Raw genomic sequence first — 18,797 nt, 5'->3', positions numbered from 1 at the left:
CTCATGCGCCATCCTCGTCGACCACCCCGTCGCGGATGACCAACTGACGCCGGCACTGCCGCGCGACATCAGTATCGTGGGTGATGATGATCAGCGTGACACCCTCGGAATTCAGCTCGAGGAACAGATCCATGATCTCCTGCCCCACGCGGGAATCCAGCGCCCCGGTCGGTTCGTCGGCCAGCACCACCGAGGGGCTGCCCACCAGGGCGCGTGCAATCGCCACGCGCTGACGCTGACCGCCGGAGAGCTCGTTCGGCCGGTGATCGCCGCGATCTCCCATGCCGACTCGCTCCAGGATGGCGCGGGCACGACGTCGCATCTCGCGCTTGCCGACATCCTGATACATCAGCGGCAAGCCGACGTTGTCGACCGCAGTCAGGCGTGGCAACAGGTGAAAGGTCTGGAACACGAAGCCGATCTGGTGATTGCGATAGCGGGCGAGGTCGTCGGCGGTCATCCGGGAGACATCGTGGCCGTCGAAGTGGTAGTCACCGGCCGACGGGCGTTCCAGCAGCCCGGCAATGTGCATCAACGTGGACTTGCCGGAACCGGACCCGCCCATCAGCGACACCAGCTCGCCACGCTGGATGTCCAGGTCGACCCCGCGCAGGACGTGAACATCGGATGGCCCGACGCGGTAGCGACGGTGTACATCCCGCATCTGCACCAGGGGCTGAGCGCTCACGACCCGCCACCGGGCGGCGCGATCAACCGATCCCCGGCCTCCAGCCCTGCACTGACCTGTACGCCGTCAAACCGCGAATTTCCCAGCTCGACCGCGATCCGTTCCGGCTCGCCATCGTCGCGCTGGCGCCATACCCAGTACTCGTCGCCGTCGCGCTCGACAAAGGCGTGCGGGATGACAACCGCATCGGGTTCCTCCTGGGTGACCACATCCACCGAGGCCGACATCCCGACGCGAATCCGCTCCAGCGCCTCGGCGTCCAGATCGTCGATGCGGGTGATCAGGCGAAACACCGGCAAGCCACGCCCGCTCGACTCCTGTGCCTGCGAGGAGACATACGACACTCGGGCCGGAAACTCCTCGCCGCCCCCGCGTGCAATCCGCACACGAGCGGACTGACCAACGCGCACGTCGTGGATATCCAGCTCGTCCACACTGCCCTCGATCTCCATCGACGACAGGTCGCCCACCGCCAGCAGGGCCTCGCCGCTGTTCACCCGCGACCCGGACTCGACCCGACGATCGCCGTCCTGTTCGTCGTCGATCGGGGCCAGCACGATACCGTCCACCGGCGCGATGACCCGCTTGCCCTCCATCTGAGCACGCACCTGCTCGTATTCAGCACGCGCGTTCTCGGCCTCGGCGCGCGCGCGCTCGAGCTGACGCGTACCGCCGCGGCGCTGGGTCTCGGCCATGTCCTCGCGCGCCGCTTCGACGCGCACTTCGGCTTCCTGCACTCGGTCCTCGGCCGCGCGCAGCTCGCGCTCCGGCACGATGCCACGCTCGAACAGATGCTCGACGTCATCCAGCTCGCGGCGGTCATTGTTGAGCGAGCGCTCCGCCTGGCGCAGGCTGCGCCGGGCCGAAGCCATGTCCCGGCTCTGCTCCCAGTCTTCCAGCGATTCCACCTCGGCCTCGGCATCCGCCAGATCGCTGCGAGCGCGGCGGTAACGAATGCGGACCTCGGTGGGGTCCAGCTCCAGCAGTACGTCGCCTTCGGATACGCGTTCGCCATACTCGACGTGGCGCGACAGCACGGTGGATTCGAACGGGGCGACCAAGGTAATCACATCGCCCGGCCGGAAGCGCCCCGAAAAGCCCGTCGTCGATTCAAGCGAACGCGCCTGCACCTCGAACACACCCGGATCCACAACATCCGGCGCAGCGCGCGAAGCCGTGGTCTCGCCAAAGTCCGGTAGTGAGAGGCTGGGCATGGCCCAGTACGCGGCCAGGGCAAACACGCCGATCACGGCGACGGTGGCGGCCAAACGCAGACGGTGAGTGCGTCGAAAGACATGCTGCAGGGCTTCGTTGCTGGACTCGACCTGCACATAGGCATCCTGCAACTCCCGGTGCTTGCCGCGCAGCTCCTCGGCCAGTGCGTGCTCGCTGCGCCGGGCGGCCTCGAGATCGGTGACATCCGTGAACACGGCCAGGACCGCCCGCTCCCCGCCGGCCGCCCCCTCGTCGAGGTAGGACGTGGTCAGCTTGAGGGAACGGGTCTCGCCGCCCAGTTCAACCGCCACCACACGATCGGGCACCATCTCGCCGGAGTAGATGGCCTCCAGCAATACATCGACGAACTCGCCATAGCCGGATTCGCCAAGGAAGACCTCGGCCAGACTGCGCCCCAGGGTGGACTCCGGCGACAACGAGAGGATGCGGGCCGCAGCCGGATTGAGCGTTCGAATCATCCCGGCGGCGTCCACGACCAGGACGCCATCGGCCATCGCATCGAGGATGTGCTGACTGACCGGTTCCTGTTGACTCATGGCATGACTCCGGCTTCGGGGAGTGCCAGGCCCCAGGTGTCCAGCGTGGTGCCCAGCACACGATCCAGCACACTCTGGGCATTCAAATACGCCACAACCGCATTGAGCAACGACTGCTCCGCCTCCCGCAGGCTGCGTTCGGTGGCATTGACCTGAAACGAGGTGCTGCGCCCCACCGACAGCTTTTCGCGCTCGATCTCGAGGCTCTCGCGGGCCAGCTCCAGCGATTGCCGGGCAAAGCCGATCTGGCGCCAGCGGCTATCAAGGTCGTTGAGCGCGCGCTCAACCTCCAGACGCAGTTCGGTCTCGCGTTCGGCAAACTGGATATGCGCTTGCTGCAGGCGGATCTCCGATTCCAGCAAGCGCACCGGCCGCTCCGGATCGAACAGCGGGACCTCCATCTGCAGCCCGGCGCTGTAGCCGGGACGCTCGTCCAAGGTGGCCTCAAGAGCGCTGCGCGCGGAATCCCCCTCGCCACCGGCACCAAGACTGGCGACCAGGTCCAGCCGCCAGAGATGATTGTTCTGCGCCAGCATGCGGTTGACGTCCTCGATGGCGCGCCCGAGGCGCAGGCGCAGGTAGTCAGGGCGATTCTGCAGTGCGATATCCAGCGCTTCATCGACCGCCGGGGCGTCCACGCGCAGGGTATCCAGCTCATCGAGGTCGATGGTGTCCAGGAGCCGCAGCCGCGTGTCGCGCCCGAGGTTCAGCAGACGCAGCAGCTCCAGCTCGGCCTGTTCCAGAGTCTCCTCTGACTGGCTCACATTGAAACGCTGATTGGCCAGACTGGCCTCGGTCTGTACCAGTTCATTGCGCGCCATGCGCCCGCGCTCCACCATCGCCCGATTGCGTTCCAGCTGATCCTCGGTGCGCTCCAGTGACAAACGGGCGATCTCCAGGCGCCGCTGCTCCTGCAGCAGCGAACGGTACGCGTTGATCACGCTCTCGATCACCGTGACAACCTGTTCTTCAAGGCTCAACGCACTGATCGCTTCCTGGATACGCGCAATCTCGAGTGGCGCACGCCCAACCGCCAGCCCGCCTCCGCGCAGCAGCGGCTGCGAGAGATCCAGCGACAGGTTGGAGACTCGCGAGCTGGCTGCGGCCAGCCCGGTCTCGCCATGCGACTGGGCCAGGTTCCAGCTAAAGCCGATCCGGCCGCCGGTCGGCAGTTCCGCCTCCAGGGTGGGTGACAGGGTCGAGCTTCGCTGCGTCTCGGCATCGTCGCCGGGCGATCGGCTCTGCTGCGCCGACAGGTCAATCGTGCCCTGCGGCCGGAACTGCGCCTCCGCCACGGCCAGGTTGAGCTGATCCACGACCCGGTCGAGATAGGCGCTTTGCAGCTGCGTATTCCGGCGCAGAGACAACGCCACGGCCTCCGCAAGCCCAAGCTCGATGGTGCTGCCCGCGAGCGGGGCCGGGGCATATTCCATCGCCTGTTGTTCGAAGGCATCGGTGCCCGCTACGGCCTCGACAGCCGGGCCCAACAACAGCAAAGGGCTGAGCAGGAACAAGCCCCGCACAGCCCACCGAACGACCCATTCGATCCCTGTCCCGTTTTCAGTCACTCAAAAGATCATGGCGCTAATAGAGGCATTGATTGACGCGCTTCCCGACGGCCGGTGGCCACAAACACCGGCCCTGGCCTGCCGGCAAACGCCACGCAGCTGAATCGGACAGGAGGGCGCCGGCGCGCCACAGATGGAGAGATCGATGCGGATCAGGGCCAGTAGCAGGGCTCGCCGCACTCGATCTCGTGTTCCACCCCGTCGTCACCGTCGAAATAGGTGATCGTGATGTCGTTCGACAGGTAATCGCGGTTGGGAAAACGGGACTGAAAGCGCACCACATTGGGTGACTCGCCATCCAGGTTGTACACGTATTCGTGATACCAGCCGTCCCATTTCAGATCCGTTCGCGCCCCCGGGGCGAGATTAAAGGAACGCTCGGTGTAGCTGGAGAGTTCCAGCACCGAGCCCTGGATCGACTCGCTGGAGCGATTGTCGACCTCAACCACCGAGGAATCGGCCGCGGCGATCGCGCCGACGCCCAACATCGCCGCACCCACGGCAACCGCCGCACCCCACTTCGCCTTCCGCCCCACATTATTCATGCGCTGTCCTCGTTGCCTGAAATGTGCCCCCACGAACCGAGACTGGGCGACCAGGACCGTTGCACCCCTGCCGCCGCGTCTGCACCCGAATCGGGGATCCCGGACCCTGTGTATCACCCGGCCGTGGGTGGGCGCAAAACGCGGCATCACGACGGGCTAACGTCCGCCGTAGGCGGCCGCCCCCCAACGACCGATAACGCGCCGGGTAATCCTTACCCAGGAACCATGCTCAGCACTTCGAGTAGCCGCAGTCGCGACAGGTGGGGCAGCCGTCGATGATCTCGAGATGGCCATCGCACTGCGGGCAAGGGGTGGCTGTGGCCACCAGGTACGGGGCTTCCAGGATGCCGGAGGCTTTCGGGGTCCGGTCGCGGTAGTTGGCGACCAGTTCGCGTAGCGGGCGGGGGTGGCCGTCGGGATCCAGGAAGCCGCGGCGCTGGAGGATGCGCTGCAGGGCGTGGGCGATCGCGGCGACCTCGGAGGGGTGGTACAGCGGTTTGCCGTATTCGTTCTCGCCGCAGCGAACCGGGCCGCGGTCCCAGGTGACTTTGCGCAGGTCGCGCAGGGCGCGGGCGGCGTAGCCGCCACGGGCCGCCAGCGACAGGCTGCGCATGGTCGCGGAGATCCACTGGTAGGACTCGGAGTGCTGCCCGGTGGGCAGGAAGAATTCGATCGGGCGCTCGATGGTCACGCGCTCGCCGCTGACCGTGCCGGAGACGGCGACGAAGCTGACCACCAGATAGACCGTCTGCGGCCCGTCCTGGGTCCAGTAGCGCACCTTCTCGGTGACCGACTCGAGTTCGCCCTCGGGGCGCGACGGGATGCGCTTGCCCAGCGGGTGGTCGTCACCGCTAGACGCGCCCTCGCCCTGCGGGGTGTCCGAGCGGCGAAAGGCGATGATGGGCTGGTCGATCCGGTGCATCGTGTCCTCCCCGGCGGCGTCAGACGTCGTCGTAGTAGCCCTCGTCCAGCGCGGCGAAGAGATTGGCGGCGGTGTGGATCTGGCCTTCGTACTCGACCTCTTCGTCACCGCGCAGGGTCAGCTCCCGGCCATCCGCCAGGGCGAAGGTATACCAGGTACTGCGCAGGCGTTCGGGGTCCATCAGCACGCCCATCTGCGCCTGCGGGTTGGGCCGGTAGGTGGTGCAGCCCTTGAGGCCAGCGCGCCAGGCCTGCAGGTAGACCTGCTGGAAGTCCTCGAACGGGATATCGGTCGGGACGTTGAGCGTCTTGGAAATGGCCGAGTCCACCCAAGGTTGCGCGGCGGCCTGCATGCGGATGTGGGCGTCCACACTGACCTGGTCCGCAGTGATCGCGTGGGCGGGCAGATCCCACGGTCCCGCCTCGGCATCGACCCAGGCGCGGTAGGCCAGCAGCTCAAACGAGTAGCAGTCCACGGCCTCGCGGGTGCGCCGCCCGGGGCGGCGGATGTTGCGCGTGGTGTGATGGAGAAAGGTCGGTTCGATGCCGTTGCTCGCGTTGTTGGCGACCGAGAAGCTGATGGTCCCGGTGGGCGCGATGGAGGTGGCGTGGGTAAAGCGCGCGCCTTCCTCGGCCAGCGCCGCAACCAGCGCCGGGTCCTCCTCGGCGATGCGCTGCATGTAGGGGCTGAAGCGGGCATGCAGCTCCCGACCCTTCAGCACGTCGCCCACCTGATAGCCGGCCTCGGCCAGCGCCGGCTGACGCCGGAGCATGTCCGCGGTCAGCGTGAAGTCCTCGTCCATGATCGGCGCCGGCCCCTTCTCGCGCGCCAGCTCCAGCCCGGCCCGCCAGCTCTCCAGCGCCAGGCGGCGACAGACCTCTGCGGTGAAGTCGGCGGCCGACTCCGAGCCGTAGGTCTCCCCCAGCATCGCCAGGGCGGACCCGAGCCCGAGGATGCCCATGCCGTGGCGGCGCTTGCGCAGCATCTCGGCGCGCTGTTCCGGCAGAGGCAGCCCGGAGATGTCCGCGACGTTGTCCAGCATGCGCGTGAACACGCGCACCACCCGCTCGAAACGCGCCCAGTCGAAGGCGGCGTCTGCGGTGAACGGCGCGGAGACGAACCGCGTCAGGTTCACCGACCCCAGCAGACAGGCCCCGTCCGGTGGCAGCGGCTGCTCCCCGCAGGGGTTGGTGGCGCGGATTACCTCGTCGAACCAGGCGTTGTTCTGGCGGTTGACCTGGTCGATCAGGATGACGCCGGGCTCGCCGACGTCATAGGTGCTGCGCATCAACGTGTCCCACAGCTCGCGGGCACGCACGCGGCGGTAGATACGGCAGGCGACCCGGCCCTGGTCGTCCACGCGGTAGCCGTCCTCGACCACCGGCCAGTCGCGATAGACAAGCTCGGAGGCGGCCACCGCGTCCTGTTCCACGGGCAACAGCGGGAAGGCCAGCGCCCATTCGTCGTCGCGCTCGACCGCCTCCAGGAAGGCATCGCGCACCAGCACGGACAGGTTGAACTGGGTCAGCCGCCCCTTGCGGCGCTTGGCGAGGATGAAGCGTTCGATATCGGGATGGCCGATATCCAGCGTCGCCATCTGTGCCCCGCGGCGACCTCCGGCCGCGCCGATGGTGCGGCAGGTCTGGTCGAAGATCTGCATGAACGCGACCGGACCGTTGGTCGGCGCGCCCGCACCCGCGACCAGCGCACCCTTCGGGCGCAGGGTGCTGAAGTCATAGCCGATGCCGGCCCCGGCCTTGAGCGTCAGCCCGGCAGCCGTATTGGCATCGAGGATGGCCTGCAGCGAATCCCGGATCGTGCGCGAGACGGTGCAGTTGATCAGTGTGGTCTGCGGCTTGTACGCCTCGGCCCCGGCATTGGCCAGTATCCGCCCGGCCGGGATGGCGCCGTTGTCCAGCGCCCAGCGGAACTCGCGCTCGATCGACGCGCGCTTGTCCGGCGCCTCGACCGCGGCGAGGGCCCCGGCGACACGGTCGAACATCGCCCCGACCGAGGCATCCACCGGCTCGCCCCGGGCGTCACGCAGCTGATAGCGCTCGGCCCAGATCGAAGCCGACGAGGGCTGCAGGGGCACGTCGGGCGACGTGTCTCGTGAGGTGCGATCGTTGTCCTGCCATTGCCGGATCTTGCCCATATTGGCCCGCCGCATTGCGCTCGACCGAAGGGCGCGGAGCGCCCTTCCCCGATCATGGGCGCCGTCGCCGCAGGCTGCAAGAACGCGCCGCGGCCGGTGTCAGAAGCGTCAGAAGCGGTCGAGCCCGGCGAGCGGGTTGGCAAGCTCGCGCACACGCATCCAGGAGGCGATGCTGGCGCGCCAGCGGCGGGTGGGCAGCACTGCGTGCGGCACGGTCTGGCTGAGGAACATCACCAGGGTACCGGCCGTCGGCTGAATGCGCTGGCATTCGCGGTCCGCATCGTCGTAGATCGCGAGCTGGCCGCCGTCCTGCTCGCGCCAGTCGCGGTTCAGATAGAACACCAGCGACAGCCGGCGGCAATTGCCAGCCTGGAAGGCATCTACATGGCGCTCGTAGTGGGTCCCGGGCGGGTACAGGGCAAAGTGCGATTCGGTCTCGAACAGCCCCGGGATCAACGACCGGCTCACCTGCAGACGGATCTCATCCAGGCGTGCCATGAACGCCTGCTGCGCCGGGCTGGCGCCATCCAGCCAGTGGATCCAGTCGCCGCGGGTGGATCGGTCGCGATGGCGCTCGCCACCCCGACCGATCCGCGCCTGCGCCAGCTGCGCGGCATCACGCAGGGCATAGACCTCGTCGTGCAGCGCATCGACCGTCTCCGCAGGCAGGAAGTCAGGCCAGACGCACCGCTGATCGTGCACCAGCGCATCCAGCCAGCCCTCCGGCTCGCAGGCTTCGGGCACTCGGGATTCGATTACACCCGGCGCACGCGCCGGAAGCGTCTCGACAGGGTCCGACCACATGGGGTCAGGAACAGGCAGGTTCACGGGCGGGGTCTTCCATTCGGGCCGCGAACGCGGCACGCAGGCAAGTGCCTGCCCAATGCAATATACCGGGAAAGCAGGGGCGCGCAAGCCCCCCACTGGACCGCGCGACACTACCCTGTCAGTGGCTCAGAAAGCCCCCGGAAATTAGCTGCTGGCGCAGCGCGGCCAGCCCCTCGGTGACGCGGGCGCGGGGGCCGCGCAGACCCAGCTCGACCTGCGGGGCCTGGCGGTCCATCCGTGGCAGACAGGAGATGCGCAAATCGGGGAATGCCGCCTCCATGGCCTCGAGCACCGGGACCAGGCGGCTCTCGGTCATGTTCTCGAGCACCAGCACCTCCTCGACCGAGCCGGCGGCGGCATCGCGCCCGGGGAAACGCTGGTCCAGCACCCAGCGCACCATCGGTTCGGCCATGACCGGGAATCCCGGCACGCAGTGATGCCGCTGGCAGCTGAGCCCCGGGATGCCGTTGACCGGATTCGGGATCAGGCTGGCCCCTTCCGGCAATTCGGCCATGCGCACGCGATGCGGCCAGGCCTCTGCGCCAAAGCGTTCCTCGAGGATAGTCATGAAATCCGGGTGCGGCCGCAGGGGAAGCCCAAGCGCCTCGGCGAGGCAGGCGCGGGTGCGATCATCCGGCGTGGCCCCGATCCCGCCAAAGCTGAAGACCTCCGCCCCGGTTGCCAGCGTCTCGCGAAAGGTCTGCGTCAGGCGGCCGGCGTGGTCCCCGACAATACGGATCCAGGCCAGCTCTAGCCCCTTCTCCGCCAGGGCCGCGGTGAGGTGTTCCTGGTGCCGGTCACGGCGCTTCCCGCTGAGCAGCTCGTCGCCGATGATCACGGCGCCGATCTCGGTCTCGCCGGGTTCGCCGACTCGCCCGGGCGCGGTGGTCTCGTCCATCGCGGCCTACTGCTGCGCGCCCAGGGCCAGCGCCCGTTCGCGGGCGGCGGCGCGTGCCTCGGGGGCATTGTCCGGATCGTCCAGCCACGGGGCGATGTGCTGGCGGGCCAGTCCGGCCAGGAAGTCGAGGTGGTCGGACCGGTCGTTCAGCGCCGGGATGTAGTGGAAGCGTTCGCCACCGGCCTTGAGGAAGATCTCGCGGTTCTCGTCGCCGATCTCCTCGATGGTTTCCAGGCAGTCGGCCGAGAAACCGGGGCAGATCACGTCCACCGTGCGCACGCCCTCCCTGGGCAGCGCCTTCATCGTCTTGTCGGTATAGGGCTTCAGCCACTCCTCGCGGCCGAAACGCGACTGGAAGGTCACCTGCCACTGGTCGTCGTTCAGACCCAGCCTTGCAGCCAGTTTCTGGCCGGTGGCATGGCACAGGCAGTGGTACGGGTCACCCTTGAGCAGATAGCGCTTCGGGATGCCGTGGAACGACATCACCAGGCGGTCCGCCCGGCCGTGCGCATTCCAGTGCTCGCGCACGCTGCTGGCCAGTGCTTCGATATAGCCGGGCTCGGCGTCGTAGGCGGCGACGAACTGAAGATCCGGGACCCAGCGCCAGCCCTTCAGTACGTCGGCCACCGCGTCGAAGGTGGAGCCGGTGGTGCTCCCGGAATATTGCGGGTACAGGGGCAACACGATCACGCGGCGAACGCCCTGGCGGCGCAGCTCGTCCAGGCCCGCCTCGATGGAGGGGTTGCCGTAGCGCATCCCCAGCGCGACCGGTACCTCCTCGCCGACCTGTTCGGCCAGACGCTTGCGCACGCCCTCGGCCTGGCGCCGCGAGATGGCCAGCAGCGGTGAGCCGTCGTCGGTCCAGACGGTGGCGTACTTGGCGGCCGAACGCTTCGGGCGGATATTGAGGATGATGCCGTTGAGAATGAGCCACCACAGCGGGCGCGGGAACTCGACCACGCGCGGGTCCCAGAGGAATTCCTTCAGATAGCGCTTGAGCGCCGGGGCGGTGGGCTCGTCCGGCGTACCGAGGTTGGTCAGCAGTACGCCCGCTTTGCGCGGCTGGCCGTGGCGGTAATCCGCTTCTCCGAAGTACTTCATGGTGCTCCCTGCGGCAATAGAGGGTGGATGACTCCTGTCGGAGTCACGCCAGTTGCGTTGGTTCCCTGCCAAGGATAGCGCGAGCCGCGCACGAGGCGCGCGGGTGCGATCAGCCGAGGCGGCCGCGCAGGGGGCTGGTCCGGGGGAAATGCGCCAGCAGGAACTCCATCTGGTCGGCCAGCACCCGCTTGCCTTTCAGATAGATGTACTCCGCGTGGGTGGGCGTGAATGGAATCGCCAGCAGCTGCATGTCGGCCTGCTCGGGGGTGCGCCCGGCCTTGTGGTTGTTGCAGCGTTTGCAGGCGGTGACCACGTTGTTCCAGGTATCCGCCCCGTTCTGGCTGATCGGGGTGACGTGGTCGCGCGAGAGATCACGCTCACAGAAGTGCTGGCCGCAGTACAGGCACAGATGTGCGTCGCGGCGAAACAGAGTGGTGTTGTTGAGCGGCGGGATGTAGTGATTGAAGCGGGACTGGCGGGTGCCGAAGGTGGCGATGATCGAGTTGACCTCGACCCGGGACTGCAGCCCGGTACGGGCGTTGATGCCGCCGCGCACGCGATACAGCAGACTCCCGCAGGCGTAGGCGACCTGCTCGGTGTAATAGAGGCGCACGGCCTGTTCCAGGCCGATCCATTCCAGTGGCATGCCCGCAGCGTCCGTACGCAGGACCTGATGCTCGGTCGGCAACATGACCTCGTCCCGTCTCCAAGGAAACACGGATTTGCTCACGCGGAATTTGAGCAGGCCCGACGCCCCGGGCGTGAGCAAATCCATGTCCCCTTCGCCGAGTCGACCGCTGGCGCGGCGCGGGATCGCACGAAACTTGCTTGACAATAAACAGGCCGGGCGTTCAACGCAATTACAAGGGCATAAATACCGGTTTGAGCCGCCGGCGGTGGCCCGGAATTCGCGACAAATGGGTGGGCTGTTTAAGCGCGAAGGCGATTCCGCTACACTTGCTGGCCGTTTTTTCCGCCGAATGGGCCACAAAAGCCTTATTCGGCGTCCTTATTACCACCCGCGAGCGCGGCCGAACGTCCCGGAGGGATTGCGGGAACGCTTGGCCCGGGGAGAGAGCGCATGGCAATCAAATTATCCGTTCCCAAGGAGAGTGCCAGCGGCGAGCGCCGCGTGGCCCTGGATCCGACGGTGGCGGCCAAGTTCGCCCAGTTGGGCGTCACCGTGCAACTGGAGAAAGGGGCTGGCACCAACGCCCATTTCCCGGATGACTCTTACGAGTCGGCTACCGTAGTCGACACCGAAGCGGCCTACGGCCAGTCGGACCTGATGGTCCGCGTGGCGCCGCCGACGGTGGAAGAGGTCAATCAACTGCCGGAGGGCTCGACCGTCGTCAGCCTGTTCCACGCCCACCGCAACCCGGACGTGGTCAAGGCGATGCAGGAACGCAAGATCCTGAGCTTCGCGATGGAACTGATCCCGCGCATCTCGCGCGCGCAGAGCATGGACGTGCTGTCCTCGCAGGCGGCCGTGGTCGGCTACAAAGGCGCGATCATGGGCTCGGATCTGTCCTGCCGCTTCTTCCCGATGCTGACCACCGCGGCCGGCACCATCCGCCCGGCCAAGGTTATCGTGATCGGCGCCGGCGTGGCCGGGCTGCAGGCGATCGCCACGGCCAAACGCCTGGGCGCGATGGTCGAGGCCTACGACGTGCGCTCCGCGACCAAGGAGCAGGTCGAATCGCTGGGCGCGAAGTTCCTGGATCTGGGCGTCTCCGCCGAGGGCGAAGGCGGCTATGCCCGCGAACTGACCGCGGAAGAGAAGAAGCAGCAGCAGGACGCCCTGGGCGAATACATCGCCAAGGCGGACGTGCTGATCACCACCGCCGCGATCCCGGGCCGCGAGTCCCCGAAGCTGATCCCGAAGGACATGGTCGAGGGCATGAAGCCAGGCGCGGTGATCGTGGATCTCGCAGCCGAGGGCGGCGGCAACTGCGAGCTGTCCAAGCCGGGCAAGACCAGCAAGCACAAGGGCGTGGTCATTCACGCGCCGCTGAACGTGCCTTCGCAGGTCCCGCTGCACGCCTCCGAGATGTATGCCAAGAACCTGCTCAATTTCCTCACGCCGATGATCGCCGAGGGCGGCGAATTCAAGCCGGACTGGGAAGACGAGGTCATCGCCAAGAGCGTGCTGACCCGCGACGGCGAGATCGTGCACGAGGCCACCCGTGAGGCCCTGAAGGGAGCGCAATCATGATCATCGAAGGCTTTATCGCGCTGTACATCTTCATGCTCGCGGCCTTCACCGGCTACGAGATCATCTCCAAGGTGCCGGTCATCCTGCACACCCCGCTGATGTCCGGTTCCAACTTCGTCCACGGCATCGTGCTGGTCGGGACCATGGTCGCGCTGGGCCATGCCCAGACGCCGCTGGAACAGGCCATCGGCTTTGTCGCCGTAATCTTGGCCGCGGGCAACGCCGTAGGTGGCTATGTCGTCACCGAACGCATGCTGGAGATGTTCACGACCAGCAAGAAGGACGACAAGAAGGGAGATAAGGCATGAGTCTGATCATCAACCTCGCCTACTTCGCGGCGGCGGTGCTGTTCATCGTCGGCCTCAAGCAGATGTCTTCCCCGACCACCGCGCGTCCGGGGATCATCTGGGCCGGCGTGGGCATGGTGATCGCCACGCTCGTGACCTTCGTGCACCCGGAGATCTCCGGCGGCGTGAACTACACCCTGATCATCCTGGGTATCGCCATTGGTGGTGCGCTGGCCTGGTGGAGCGGCAAGAAGGTCGCGATGACCGACATGCCGCAGATGATCGCGCTGTACAACGGCATGGGCGGCGGCGCCGCGGCCGGTATCGGTGCGATCTACCTGCTGCAGGCCACCCCGGAAACCGTCACCAACACCGGTCTGGCGATCGCCGTGACCGGCTCGCTGATCGGCTCCGTGGCCTTCTCCGGCTCGCTGGTGGCCTACGCCAAGCTTGAAGGCCTGATGAAGAAGACCTTCACCTTCGGCGGCCAGCAGGTCGTGAACATCGCGATCTTCGCGATCACCGTGCTGCTGGGCTTCATGATGGCCACCAGTGGCGGCGAGATCGGCTCGTTCACTCTGCTGCTGTTCTTCGTGCTGTCGCTGGCCTTCGGCATACTGATGACCCTCCCGATCGGCGGCGCCGACATGCCGGTGGTCATCTCGCTGTACAACGCGCTGACCGGCCTCGCGGTCGGCCTTAAGGGGATCGTCCTCGACAACCCGGCCCTGATGATCGCCGGTATCGTGGTCGGTGCGGCCGGTACGCTGCTCACGCAGCTGATGGCCAAGGCGATGAACCGTCCGATCAAGAACATCCTGTTCAGCCAGTTCGGCGGCTCCTCCGGGGGTGCCGAGGAAGAGATCGAAGGCACGATGAAGGAGATCCAGGCCAACGATGCCGGGATCATGATGGCCTACGCCGAGAAGGTCATTATCGTGCCGGGCTACGGCATGGCCGTCGCGCAGGCGCAGCACAAGATCTGGGAGTTCACCCAGCTGCTGCAGAAGCGTGGTGTGGACGTGAAGTTCGCGATCCACCCGGTCGCGGGCCGCATGCCCGGGCACATGAACGTGTTGCTGGCCGAGGCCGGCGTGCCCTACGACATCATCTTCGATCTTGACGAGATCAACGAGGAGTTCAAGACCGCGGATGTCGCAATGGTGATCGGCGCGAACGACGTCGTGAACCCGGTGGCTCGGACCAATCCGGAGTCGCCGATCTACGGCATGCCGATCCTGAACGCCGACCAGGCCCAGAACGTCATCTGCGTGAAGCGCGGCAAGGGCGCGGGGTTCTCGGGCATCGAGAACCACCTGTTCTATGCCGACAACAACCAGATGCTGTACGGCGACGGCCAGAAGGTGGCCGCCGAACTGGTGGCCTCGGTCAAGGCCCTCGGCTAGGCCCGGACCGGGCCTGGCGCCCGGTCCTCGCTTGCGAGCCCGGCCCCCGTTTTCGGCGGCCGGGCTTTTTTGTGCGCAGCCCTCCGGCAGATCAATACCGGACCAACACCTGTACACGACCTGTACAGGATACCCACAGGCGGATACAAACGATGGCAGTTAGGTGACACAACAGCCAACCGATATCACCAATACCTCACAAGCTGTTGATCTAAATACACAAAAACACTTTGGTCGCTTTTTGGCCATTCTGATACGAACCAAGCAGCAACAGGCGTTTAGCGCGTTTCACCCCATTTCCTCCACAGAGTTATCCACAGGTTTTGTGGATAACGGTCACACTCTTGCGCCCCTGCGGACTGGCGTAGACTAGTCGCATGCCCGAGAACGGAATTGCCCAGGTCGTACTCGACCGACCGCTGGACCGCCTGTTCGACTACCGGATCCCCGACGACACCGATCTGAGGCCCGGGCAACGGGTCCGTGTACCCTTCGGGCGTGGCGAGGCGATCGGCATCGTCGTCGCACTCGCGAACCAAAGCGACGTGCCCGAGAACAAGCTGCGCGAGGCACTGCCCTCCCCCGATCCGGGGCCGATCCTAACGCCGACGGTTCTGGAACTCCTGCGCTTTGGTGCCCGCTACTATCACCACCCGCTGGGCGAGGCCCTCCTCGGCGCGCTGCCACCCGCCCTGCGGCGGGGCCACCTTCTACCCACCCTGACCCCTGAACCCCTCTGGCGGCTCACCCCGGCTGGCCACACAGCGCTGGCGGAAGGGCAGGTACGGGGCCGCCGCCAGCTCGCCATCCTTCGTGCCCTGCCCGCGCTCGGGGCCGCGCTGGACCGGACGACGCTGTCCACCACGGCCGCCCTGCAGATCACCGCCAAGGACCTGCGACAGCTGGAGGCACGCGGCTGGCTGGAACAGACCCGTGCCAATCCACGCGCCCCAGCGCCCCCCACCGGCATCGGCTACACCCTGACCCCCGAGCAGGAGACGGCCATCGCGGCGGTGTCGCCGGACGATCCCCGCCCGATGCTGCTGGAGGGCGTCACTGGCAGCGGCAAGACCGAGGTCTATCTGCGCATGGCCGCCGATGCGGTCGCGCGTGGCCGTCAGGTCCTGTTCCTGATCCCGGAAATCGCGCTGACGCCGCAACTTGCAGGGCGCATCCAGCAGCGCTTTCCGGGACAGGTGGCACTGCTGCACTCCGGCCTGGCCGAGGGCGAGCGCCTGCGCGCCTGGGAGGCCGCCCGCCAGGGCGAGCGCCGCATCGTCGTCGGGACCCGTTCGGCCCTGTTCGTCCCGCTACCCGAGCCGGGCCTGATCATCGTCGACGAGGAACACGACAGCGCCTTCAAGCAGCAGGACGGTTTTCGCTACAGCGCGCGGGATCTGGCAGTCAAGCGGGGGCAACTGGAACGCACCCCGGTCGTGCTGGGCTCGGCGACGCCCACCCTGGAGACCCTGCACGCCGCGCGCCAGGGCCGCTACACCCATGTACATCTGCGCACCCGCCCAGATGGCACGCAGCCACCTGGCGTGGAGACGATCGACACCCGCGTGCACAGCCCGGACGAGGGCCTGACCGCTCCACTGCTGGATGCGATGCAGCAGACCCTGGCCGAGGGCCAGCAGTGCTTTGTCCTGCTCAACCGGCGCGGCTTTGCCCGGGTGCTGACCTGTGAGGGTTGCGGCTGGGTCGCCGACTGCCCGGACTGCGATGCCCACCTGACCGTGCATGCCCATGATCGCCGCGCGATCTGCCACCTGTGCGGGCACCAGGAGCCCCGCGCCGAACACTGCCCGGAATGCGGCGAGACCCTGGCCCACCGCGGGCTGGGCACCCAGCGCCTGGAACAGGCGCTGGCTCGGCACTTCCCGCAGACACCAATCATCCGTCTCGACCGCGACAGCGTGCGTCACAAGGGGGCCCTGGAGGCCGCACTGGATCGCATCCGGCAGCTGGATGCCGCAATCGTCGTCGGCACCCAGATGCTGGCCAAGGGGCACGATTTCCCGCGCGTCGGACTGGTCGGCGTGGTCGACGTTGATCAGGGGCTGTTCAGCGTGGACCTGCGTGCCACCGAGCACACCCTGCAACTGATCGTGCAGGCCGCCGGTCGCGCGGGCCGGGGCGACGGGGGCGGGCGGGTACTGCTGCAGACCGGCCACCCCGATCACCCCCTGATGCGGGGGCTGGATGCCGGTAACTACCCGGCGATGCTGGAGCCGCTGCTGGCCGAACGCGAGGCGGCCGGGCTGCCGCCGTACGGGCACCTGGCCCTGGTCCGCGTCGAGGCCGCCGAGGCCGCGGCGGCGCATCGCCACGCGGAGACCATCGCGGGACACCTGCTCGCGACGCGGCACGGGGACCTGCGCGTGCTGGGTCCGGCGCCCGCCCCGCGCCACCGCGTGAACCGGCGTTTCCGCGAGCAGATCCTGCTGCGCGCGGCCGAGCGCCAGGCCCTGCACCGGACGCTCGCGCAGGCGCGGCATTCCTGGCAGACCGAGGATCTGCCGCGCGGGGTTCGCATCGCGATCGACGTGGACCCGGTCTCGCTCGCCTGAAACCCGCACAGAACAGGCATCGGGCCGGCATTCTGGTTAGAATGCCGGGCTTTTGAGACGACGGACTCGGTTCCCTTGAAAGACGCCCTTACCCAGGCCCTCGCGGCCGCCCTGGAGACCCTGGTGGCCGATGGCCGCGTACCCGCCGATCACGGTGTCGAGGTGCAGGTGACGCGTGCCCGCGACCGCGAACACGGCGACTTTGCCAGCAACCTGGCGATGCAGCTCGCGCGCCCGGCGAAGACCAAGCCCCGTGACCTGGCCGAGGCCCTGTGCGCCGCGATGCCGGCCGTGCCCGGCCTGGCCGGCACCGAGATCGCCGGCCCCGGCTTCATCAACTTCCGCCTGGCCGCGGATGCCCGCACCCAGGTGCTGGGCCGCATTGCCACCCAGGGTGCCGACTTTGGCCGCTCGAGCGTAGGCAACGGGCGCCCGGTGCAGGTGGAGTTCGTCTCCGCCAACCCCACCGGCCCGCTGCATGTCGGCCACGGGCGCGGCGCGGCCTTCGGCGCCACCGTCGCCGACCTGCTGGACTTCTGCGGCTTCGACGTCACCCGCGAGTACTACGTGAACGACGCCGGGCGGCAGATGAACATCCTCGCCGCCAGCGTCTGGCTGCGCTACCTGGAACAGCACGGCGTACAGGTCCCGTTCCCGGCCAACGGCTACCAGGGCGACTACATCTATCCGGTCGCCAAGGCCCTGACCGCACAGATCGGCGACCAGGCCGTGCATCCGGCCGAGGCCGTGACCCGCGACCTGCCGCCGGACGAGCCGGCCGGTGGCGACAAGGAGGTCTATATCGACGCGGTGATCGCCCGCGCCCGCGAACTGCTGGGCGTGGCGCTGTACCGCACGGTGTTCGACTGCGGCCTGAACGCGATCCTTGAAGACATCCGCGACGACCTGCGCGAGTTCGGGGTCGAATACCAGTGCTGGTTCTCCGAACGCAGCCTGGCCGACTCCGGTGCAATCGATGCCGCGGTGCAGGACCTCGAGGCGCATGGCGCGCTCTATGAAAAGGACGGGGCCCTGTGGTTCCGCTCCTCCGACTACGGCGACGACAAGGACCGCGTGGTGCGCCGCGAGAACGGCGACTACACCTACTTCGCCTCCGACATCGCCTACCACCGCGAGAAGTTCCAGCGCGGCTTCGAGCGCGTGATCAACATCTGGGGCGCCGACCACCATGGCTACGTCCCGCGCGTGCGTGCCGCCCTGCAGGCCCTGGGCCTGGAGGCCGATCGCCTAGACGTGCTGCTGGTACAGTTCGCGATCCTCTACCGCGGGGGCGAACGCCTGCCGATGTCCACCCGCGCCGGGCAGTTCGTCACCCTGCGCGAGCTGCGCGACGAGGTCGGGTCGGATGCCGCGCGCTTCTTCTATGTACAGCGGCGCTGCGACCAGCACCTGGACTTCGACCTGGACCTGGCCAAGTCGCAGTCCAACGACAACCCGATGTATTACATCCAGTACGCCCACGCGCGCATCGCCAGCGTGCTGCGTACCGCCGCCGAGCGCGGCCATACCGCCAGCGCGCTGGACGACGCCGGGCTGTCCGCACGCCTGACCGAGCCGCAGGAAGACGACCTGCTGGATCGGCTCGACCGCTTCCCCGAGGTGATCGCGGCAGCCGCCGAGACCTGCGAGCCGCACCAGATCGCCCAGTACCTGCGCGAGCTGGCCGCCGGCTTCCACACCTACTACAACGCCGTGCCGTTCCTGAATGCAGAGGACGCCAACGTCATCGGCGCGCGCCTGGCGCTGCTGACCGGCATCAAACAGGTGCTGCACAATGGGCTGCGCCTGCTCGGCGTCACCGCCCCCGAACGGATGTAG

15 protein-coding genes are annotated in these 18,797 nt (G+C 67.4%); 5 read left to right on the top strand and 10 right to left on the bottom strand.

The genetic code is table 11. The features are described 5' to 3' along the window. Window position 1: 1 nt before the first annotated feature. The 10 genes from F468_RS0102145 to F468_RS0102100 form a co-directional block, all read right to left on the bottom strand. A complete protein-coding gene (locus F468_RS0102145) occupies window positions 2–688 on the bottom strand; it encodes an ABC transporter ATP-binding protein (protein WP_018175234.1) in 687 nt (228 codons plus the stop codon). Next, window positions 685–2,460 carry an HlyD family efflux transporter periplasmic adaptor subunit gene (locus F468_RS0102140; protein WP_018994545.1) on the bottom strand — a complete coding sequence of 592 codons (1,776 nt, stop codon included), beginning with the start codon at window positions 2,458–2,460 and terminating at the stop codon, window positions 685–687. The genes F468_RS0102145 and F468_RS0102140 overlap by 4 nt, the downstream gene beginning before the upstream one ends. Continuing rightward, complete coding sequence (locus tag F468_RS0102135) at window positions 2,457–3,974, bottom strand: TolC family protein (RefSeq protein ID WP_018994544.1); 1,518 nt, start codon at window positions 3,972–3,974, stop codon at window positions 2,457–2,459. Before F468_RS0102135 ends, F468_RS0102140 begins: the two co-directional genes overlap by 4 nt. Window positions 3,975–4,180: 206 nt before the next feature. Further along, window positions 4,181–4,573, bottom strand: a complete 393-nt coding sequence (locus F468_RS0102130) for a hypothetical protein (protein ID WP_018175232.1) — start codon at window positions 4,571–4,573, stop codon at window positions 4,181–4,183. A gap of 229 nt (window positions 4,574–4,802) precedes the next feature. Beyond that, on the bottom strand, window positions 4,803–5,495 hold the full coding sequence (locus F468_RS0102125) for a hypothetical protein (protein WP_018994543.1): 693 nt from the start codon (window positions 5,493–5,495) through the stop codon (window positions 4,803–4,805). 19 nt (window positions 5,496–5,514) lie between these two features. After that, window positions 5,515–7,650, bottom strand: coding sequence for an adenosylcobalamin-dependent ribonucleoside-diphosphate reductase (locus F468_RS0102120; protein ID WP_026296488.1), 2,136 nt, complete (start codon window positions 7,648–7,650; stop codon window positions 5,515–5,517). Between the two features lie 108 nt (window positions 7,651–7,758). Next, on the bottom strand, window positions 7,759–8,478 hold the full coding sequence (locus F468_RS0102115) for a 2OG-Fe(II) oxygenase (protein ID WP_026296487.1): 720 nt from the start codon (window positions 8,476–8,478) through the stop codon (window positions 7,759–7,761). Window positions 8,479–8,596: 118 nt separating this feature from the next. Next, on the bottom strand, window positions 8,597–9,376 hold the full coding sequence (locus F468_RS0102110; RefSeq protein ID WP_018994540.1) for a molybdopterin-binding protein: 780 nt from the start codon (window positions 9,374–9,376) through the stop codon (window positions 8,597–8,599). A 6-nt stretch (window positions 9,377–9,382) separates the two neighbouring features. Continuing rightward, window positions 9,383–10,477, bottom strand: coding sequence for a ferrochelatase (gene hemH, locus F468_RS0102105; protein WP_018994539.1), 1,095 nt, complete (start codon window positions 10,475–10,477; stop codon window positions 9,383–9,385). A 109-nt stretch (window positions 10,478–10,586) separates the two neighbouring features. Continuing rightward, the gene (locus tag F468_RS0102100) at window positions 10,587–11,168 is read right to left on the bottom strand and encodes an HNH endonuclease (protein WP_018139016.1); all 582 of its coding nucleotides are present in this window, start codon (window positions 11,166–11,168) and stop codon (window positions 10,587–10,589) included. Window positions 11,169–11,558: 390 nt separating this feature from the next. On the opposite strand from F468_RS0102100, the gene F468_RS0102095 reads away from it, so the two are divergent. The 5 genes from F468_RS0102095 (at window position 11,559) to argS (ending at window position 18,797) form a co-directional block, all read left to right on the top strand. Continuing rightward, window positions 11,559–12,692: an NAD(P) transhydrogenase subunit alpha gene (locus tag F468_RS0102095; protein ID WP_018649190.1), complete on the top strand. Its 1,134-nt coding sequence runs from the start codon at window positions 11,559–11,561 to the stop codon at window positions 12,690–12,692. Beyond that, the gene (locus F468_RS0102090; RefSeq protein ID WP_012981664.1) at window positions 12,689–13,000 is read left to right on the top strand and encodes an NAD(P) transhydrogenase subunit alpha; all 312 of its coding nucleotides are present in this window, start codon (window positions 12,689–12,691) and stop codon (window positions 12,998–13,000) included. Before F468_RS0102095 ends, F468_RS0102090 begins: the two co-directional genes overlap by 4 nt. Next, a complete protein-coding gene (locus tag F468_RS0102085) occupies window positions 12,997–14,385 on the top strand; it encodes an NAD(P)(+) transhydrogenase (Re/Si-specific) subunit beta (RefSeq protein ID WP_018139014.1) in 1,389 nt (462 codons plus the stop codon). The genes F468_RS0102090 and F468_RS0102085 overlap by 4 nt, the downstream gene beginning before the upstream one ends. Before the next feature lie 377 nt (window positions 14,386–14,762). After that, entirely contained in the window at window positions 14,763–16,958 is a 2,196-nt protein-coding gene (locus F468_RS0102080) for a primosomal protein N' (protein ID WP_018994538.1), read from the top strand. 75 nt (window positions 16,959–17,033) lie between these two features. Then, the gene (gene argS / locus F468_RS0102075) at window positions 17,034–18,797 is read left to right on the top strand and encodes an arginine--tRNA ligase (protein WP_018993443.1); all 1,764 of its coding nucleotides are present in this window, start codon (window positions 17,034–17,036) and stop codon (window positions 18,795–18,797) included.

It is taken from the genome of Thioalkalivibrio sp. ALJ2, assembly GCF_000378325.1.
Classification (GTDB): domain Bacteria; phylum Pseudomonadota; class Gammaproteobacteria; order Ectothiorhodospirales; family Ectothiorhodospiraceae; genus Thioalkalivibrio.
This window is presented reverse-complemented; position numbering and strand designations above follow the sequence as displayed.

Bases quoted from the DNA above. Each gene is read 5' to 3' on its own strand.
- F468_RS0102140 (WP_018994545.1), bottom strand. From the start codon at position 2,460: ATGAGTCAACAGGAACCGGTCAGTCAGCACATCCTCGATGCGATGGCC.
- F468_RS0102130 (WP_018175232.1), bottom strand. From the start codon at position 4,573: ATGAATAATGTGGGGCGGAAGGCGAAGTGGGGTGCGGCGGTTGCCGTG.
- F468_RS0102125 (WP_018994543.1), bottom strand. From the start codon at position 5,495: ATGCACCGGATCGACCAGCCCATCATCGCCTTTCGCCGCTCGGACACC.
- F468_RS0102120 (WP_026296488.1), bottom strand. From the start codon at position 7,650: ATGGGCAAGATCCGGCAATGGCAGGACAACGATCGCACCTCACGAGAC.
- F468_RS0102110 (WP_018994540.1), bottom strand. From the start codon at position 9,376: ATGGACGAGACCACCGCGCCCGGGCGAGTCGGCGAACCCGGCGAGACC.
- hemH (WP_018994539.1), bottom strand. From the start codon at position 10,477: ATGAAGTACTTCGGAGAAGCGGATTACCGCCACGGCCAGCCGCGCAAA.
- F468_RS0102100 (WP_018139016.1), bottom strand. From the start codon at position 11,168: ATGTTGCCGACCGAGCATCAGGTCCTGCGTACGGACGCTGCGGGCATG.
- F468_RS0102095 (WP_018649190.1), top strand. From the start codon at position 11,559: ATGGCAATCAAATTATCCGTTCCCAAGGAGAGTGCCAGCGGCGAGCGC.
- F468_RS0102090 (WP_012981664.1), top strand. From the start codon at position 12,689: ATGATCATCGAAGGCTTTATCGCGCTGTACATCTTCATGCTCGCGGCC.
- F468_RS0102085 (WP_018139014.1), top strand. From the start codon at position 12,997: ATGAGTCTGATCATCAACCTCGCCTACTTCGCGGCGGCGGTGCTGTTC.
- F468_RS0102080 (WP_018994538.1), top strand. From the start codon at position 14,763: ATGCCCGAGAACGGAATTGCCCAGGTCGTACTCGACCGACCGCTGGAC.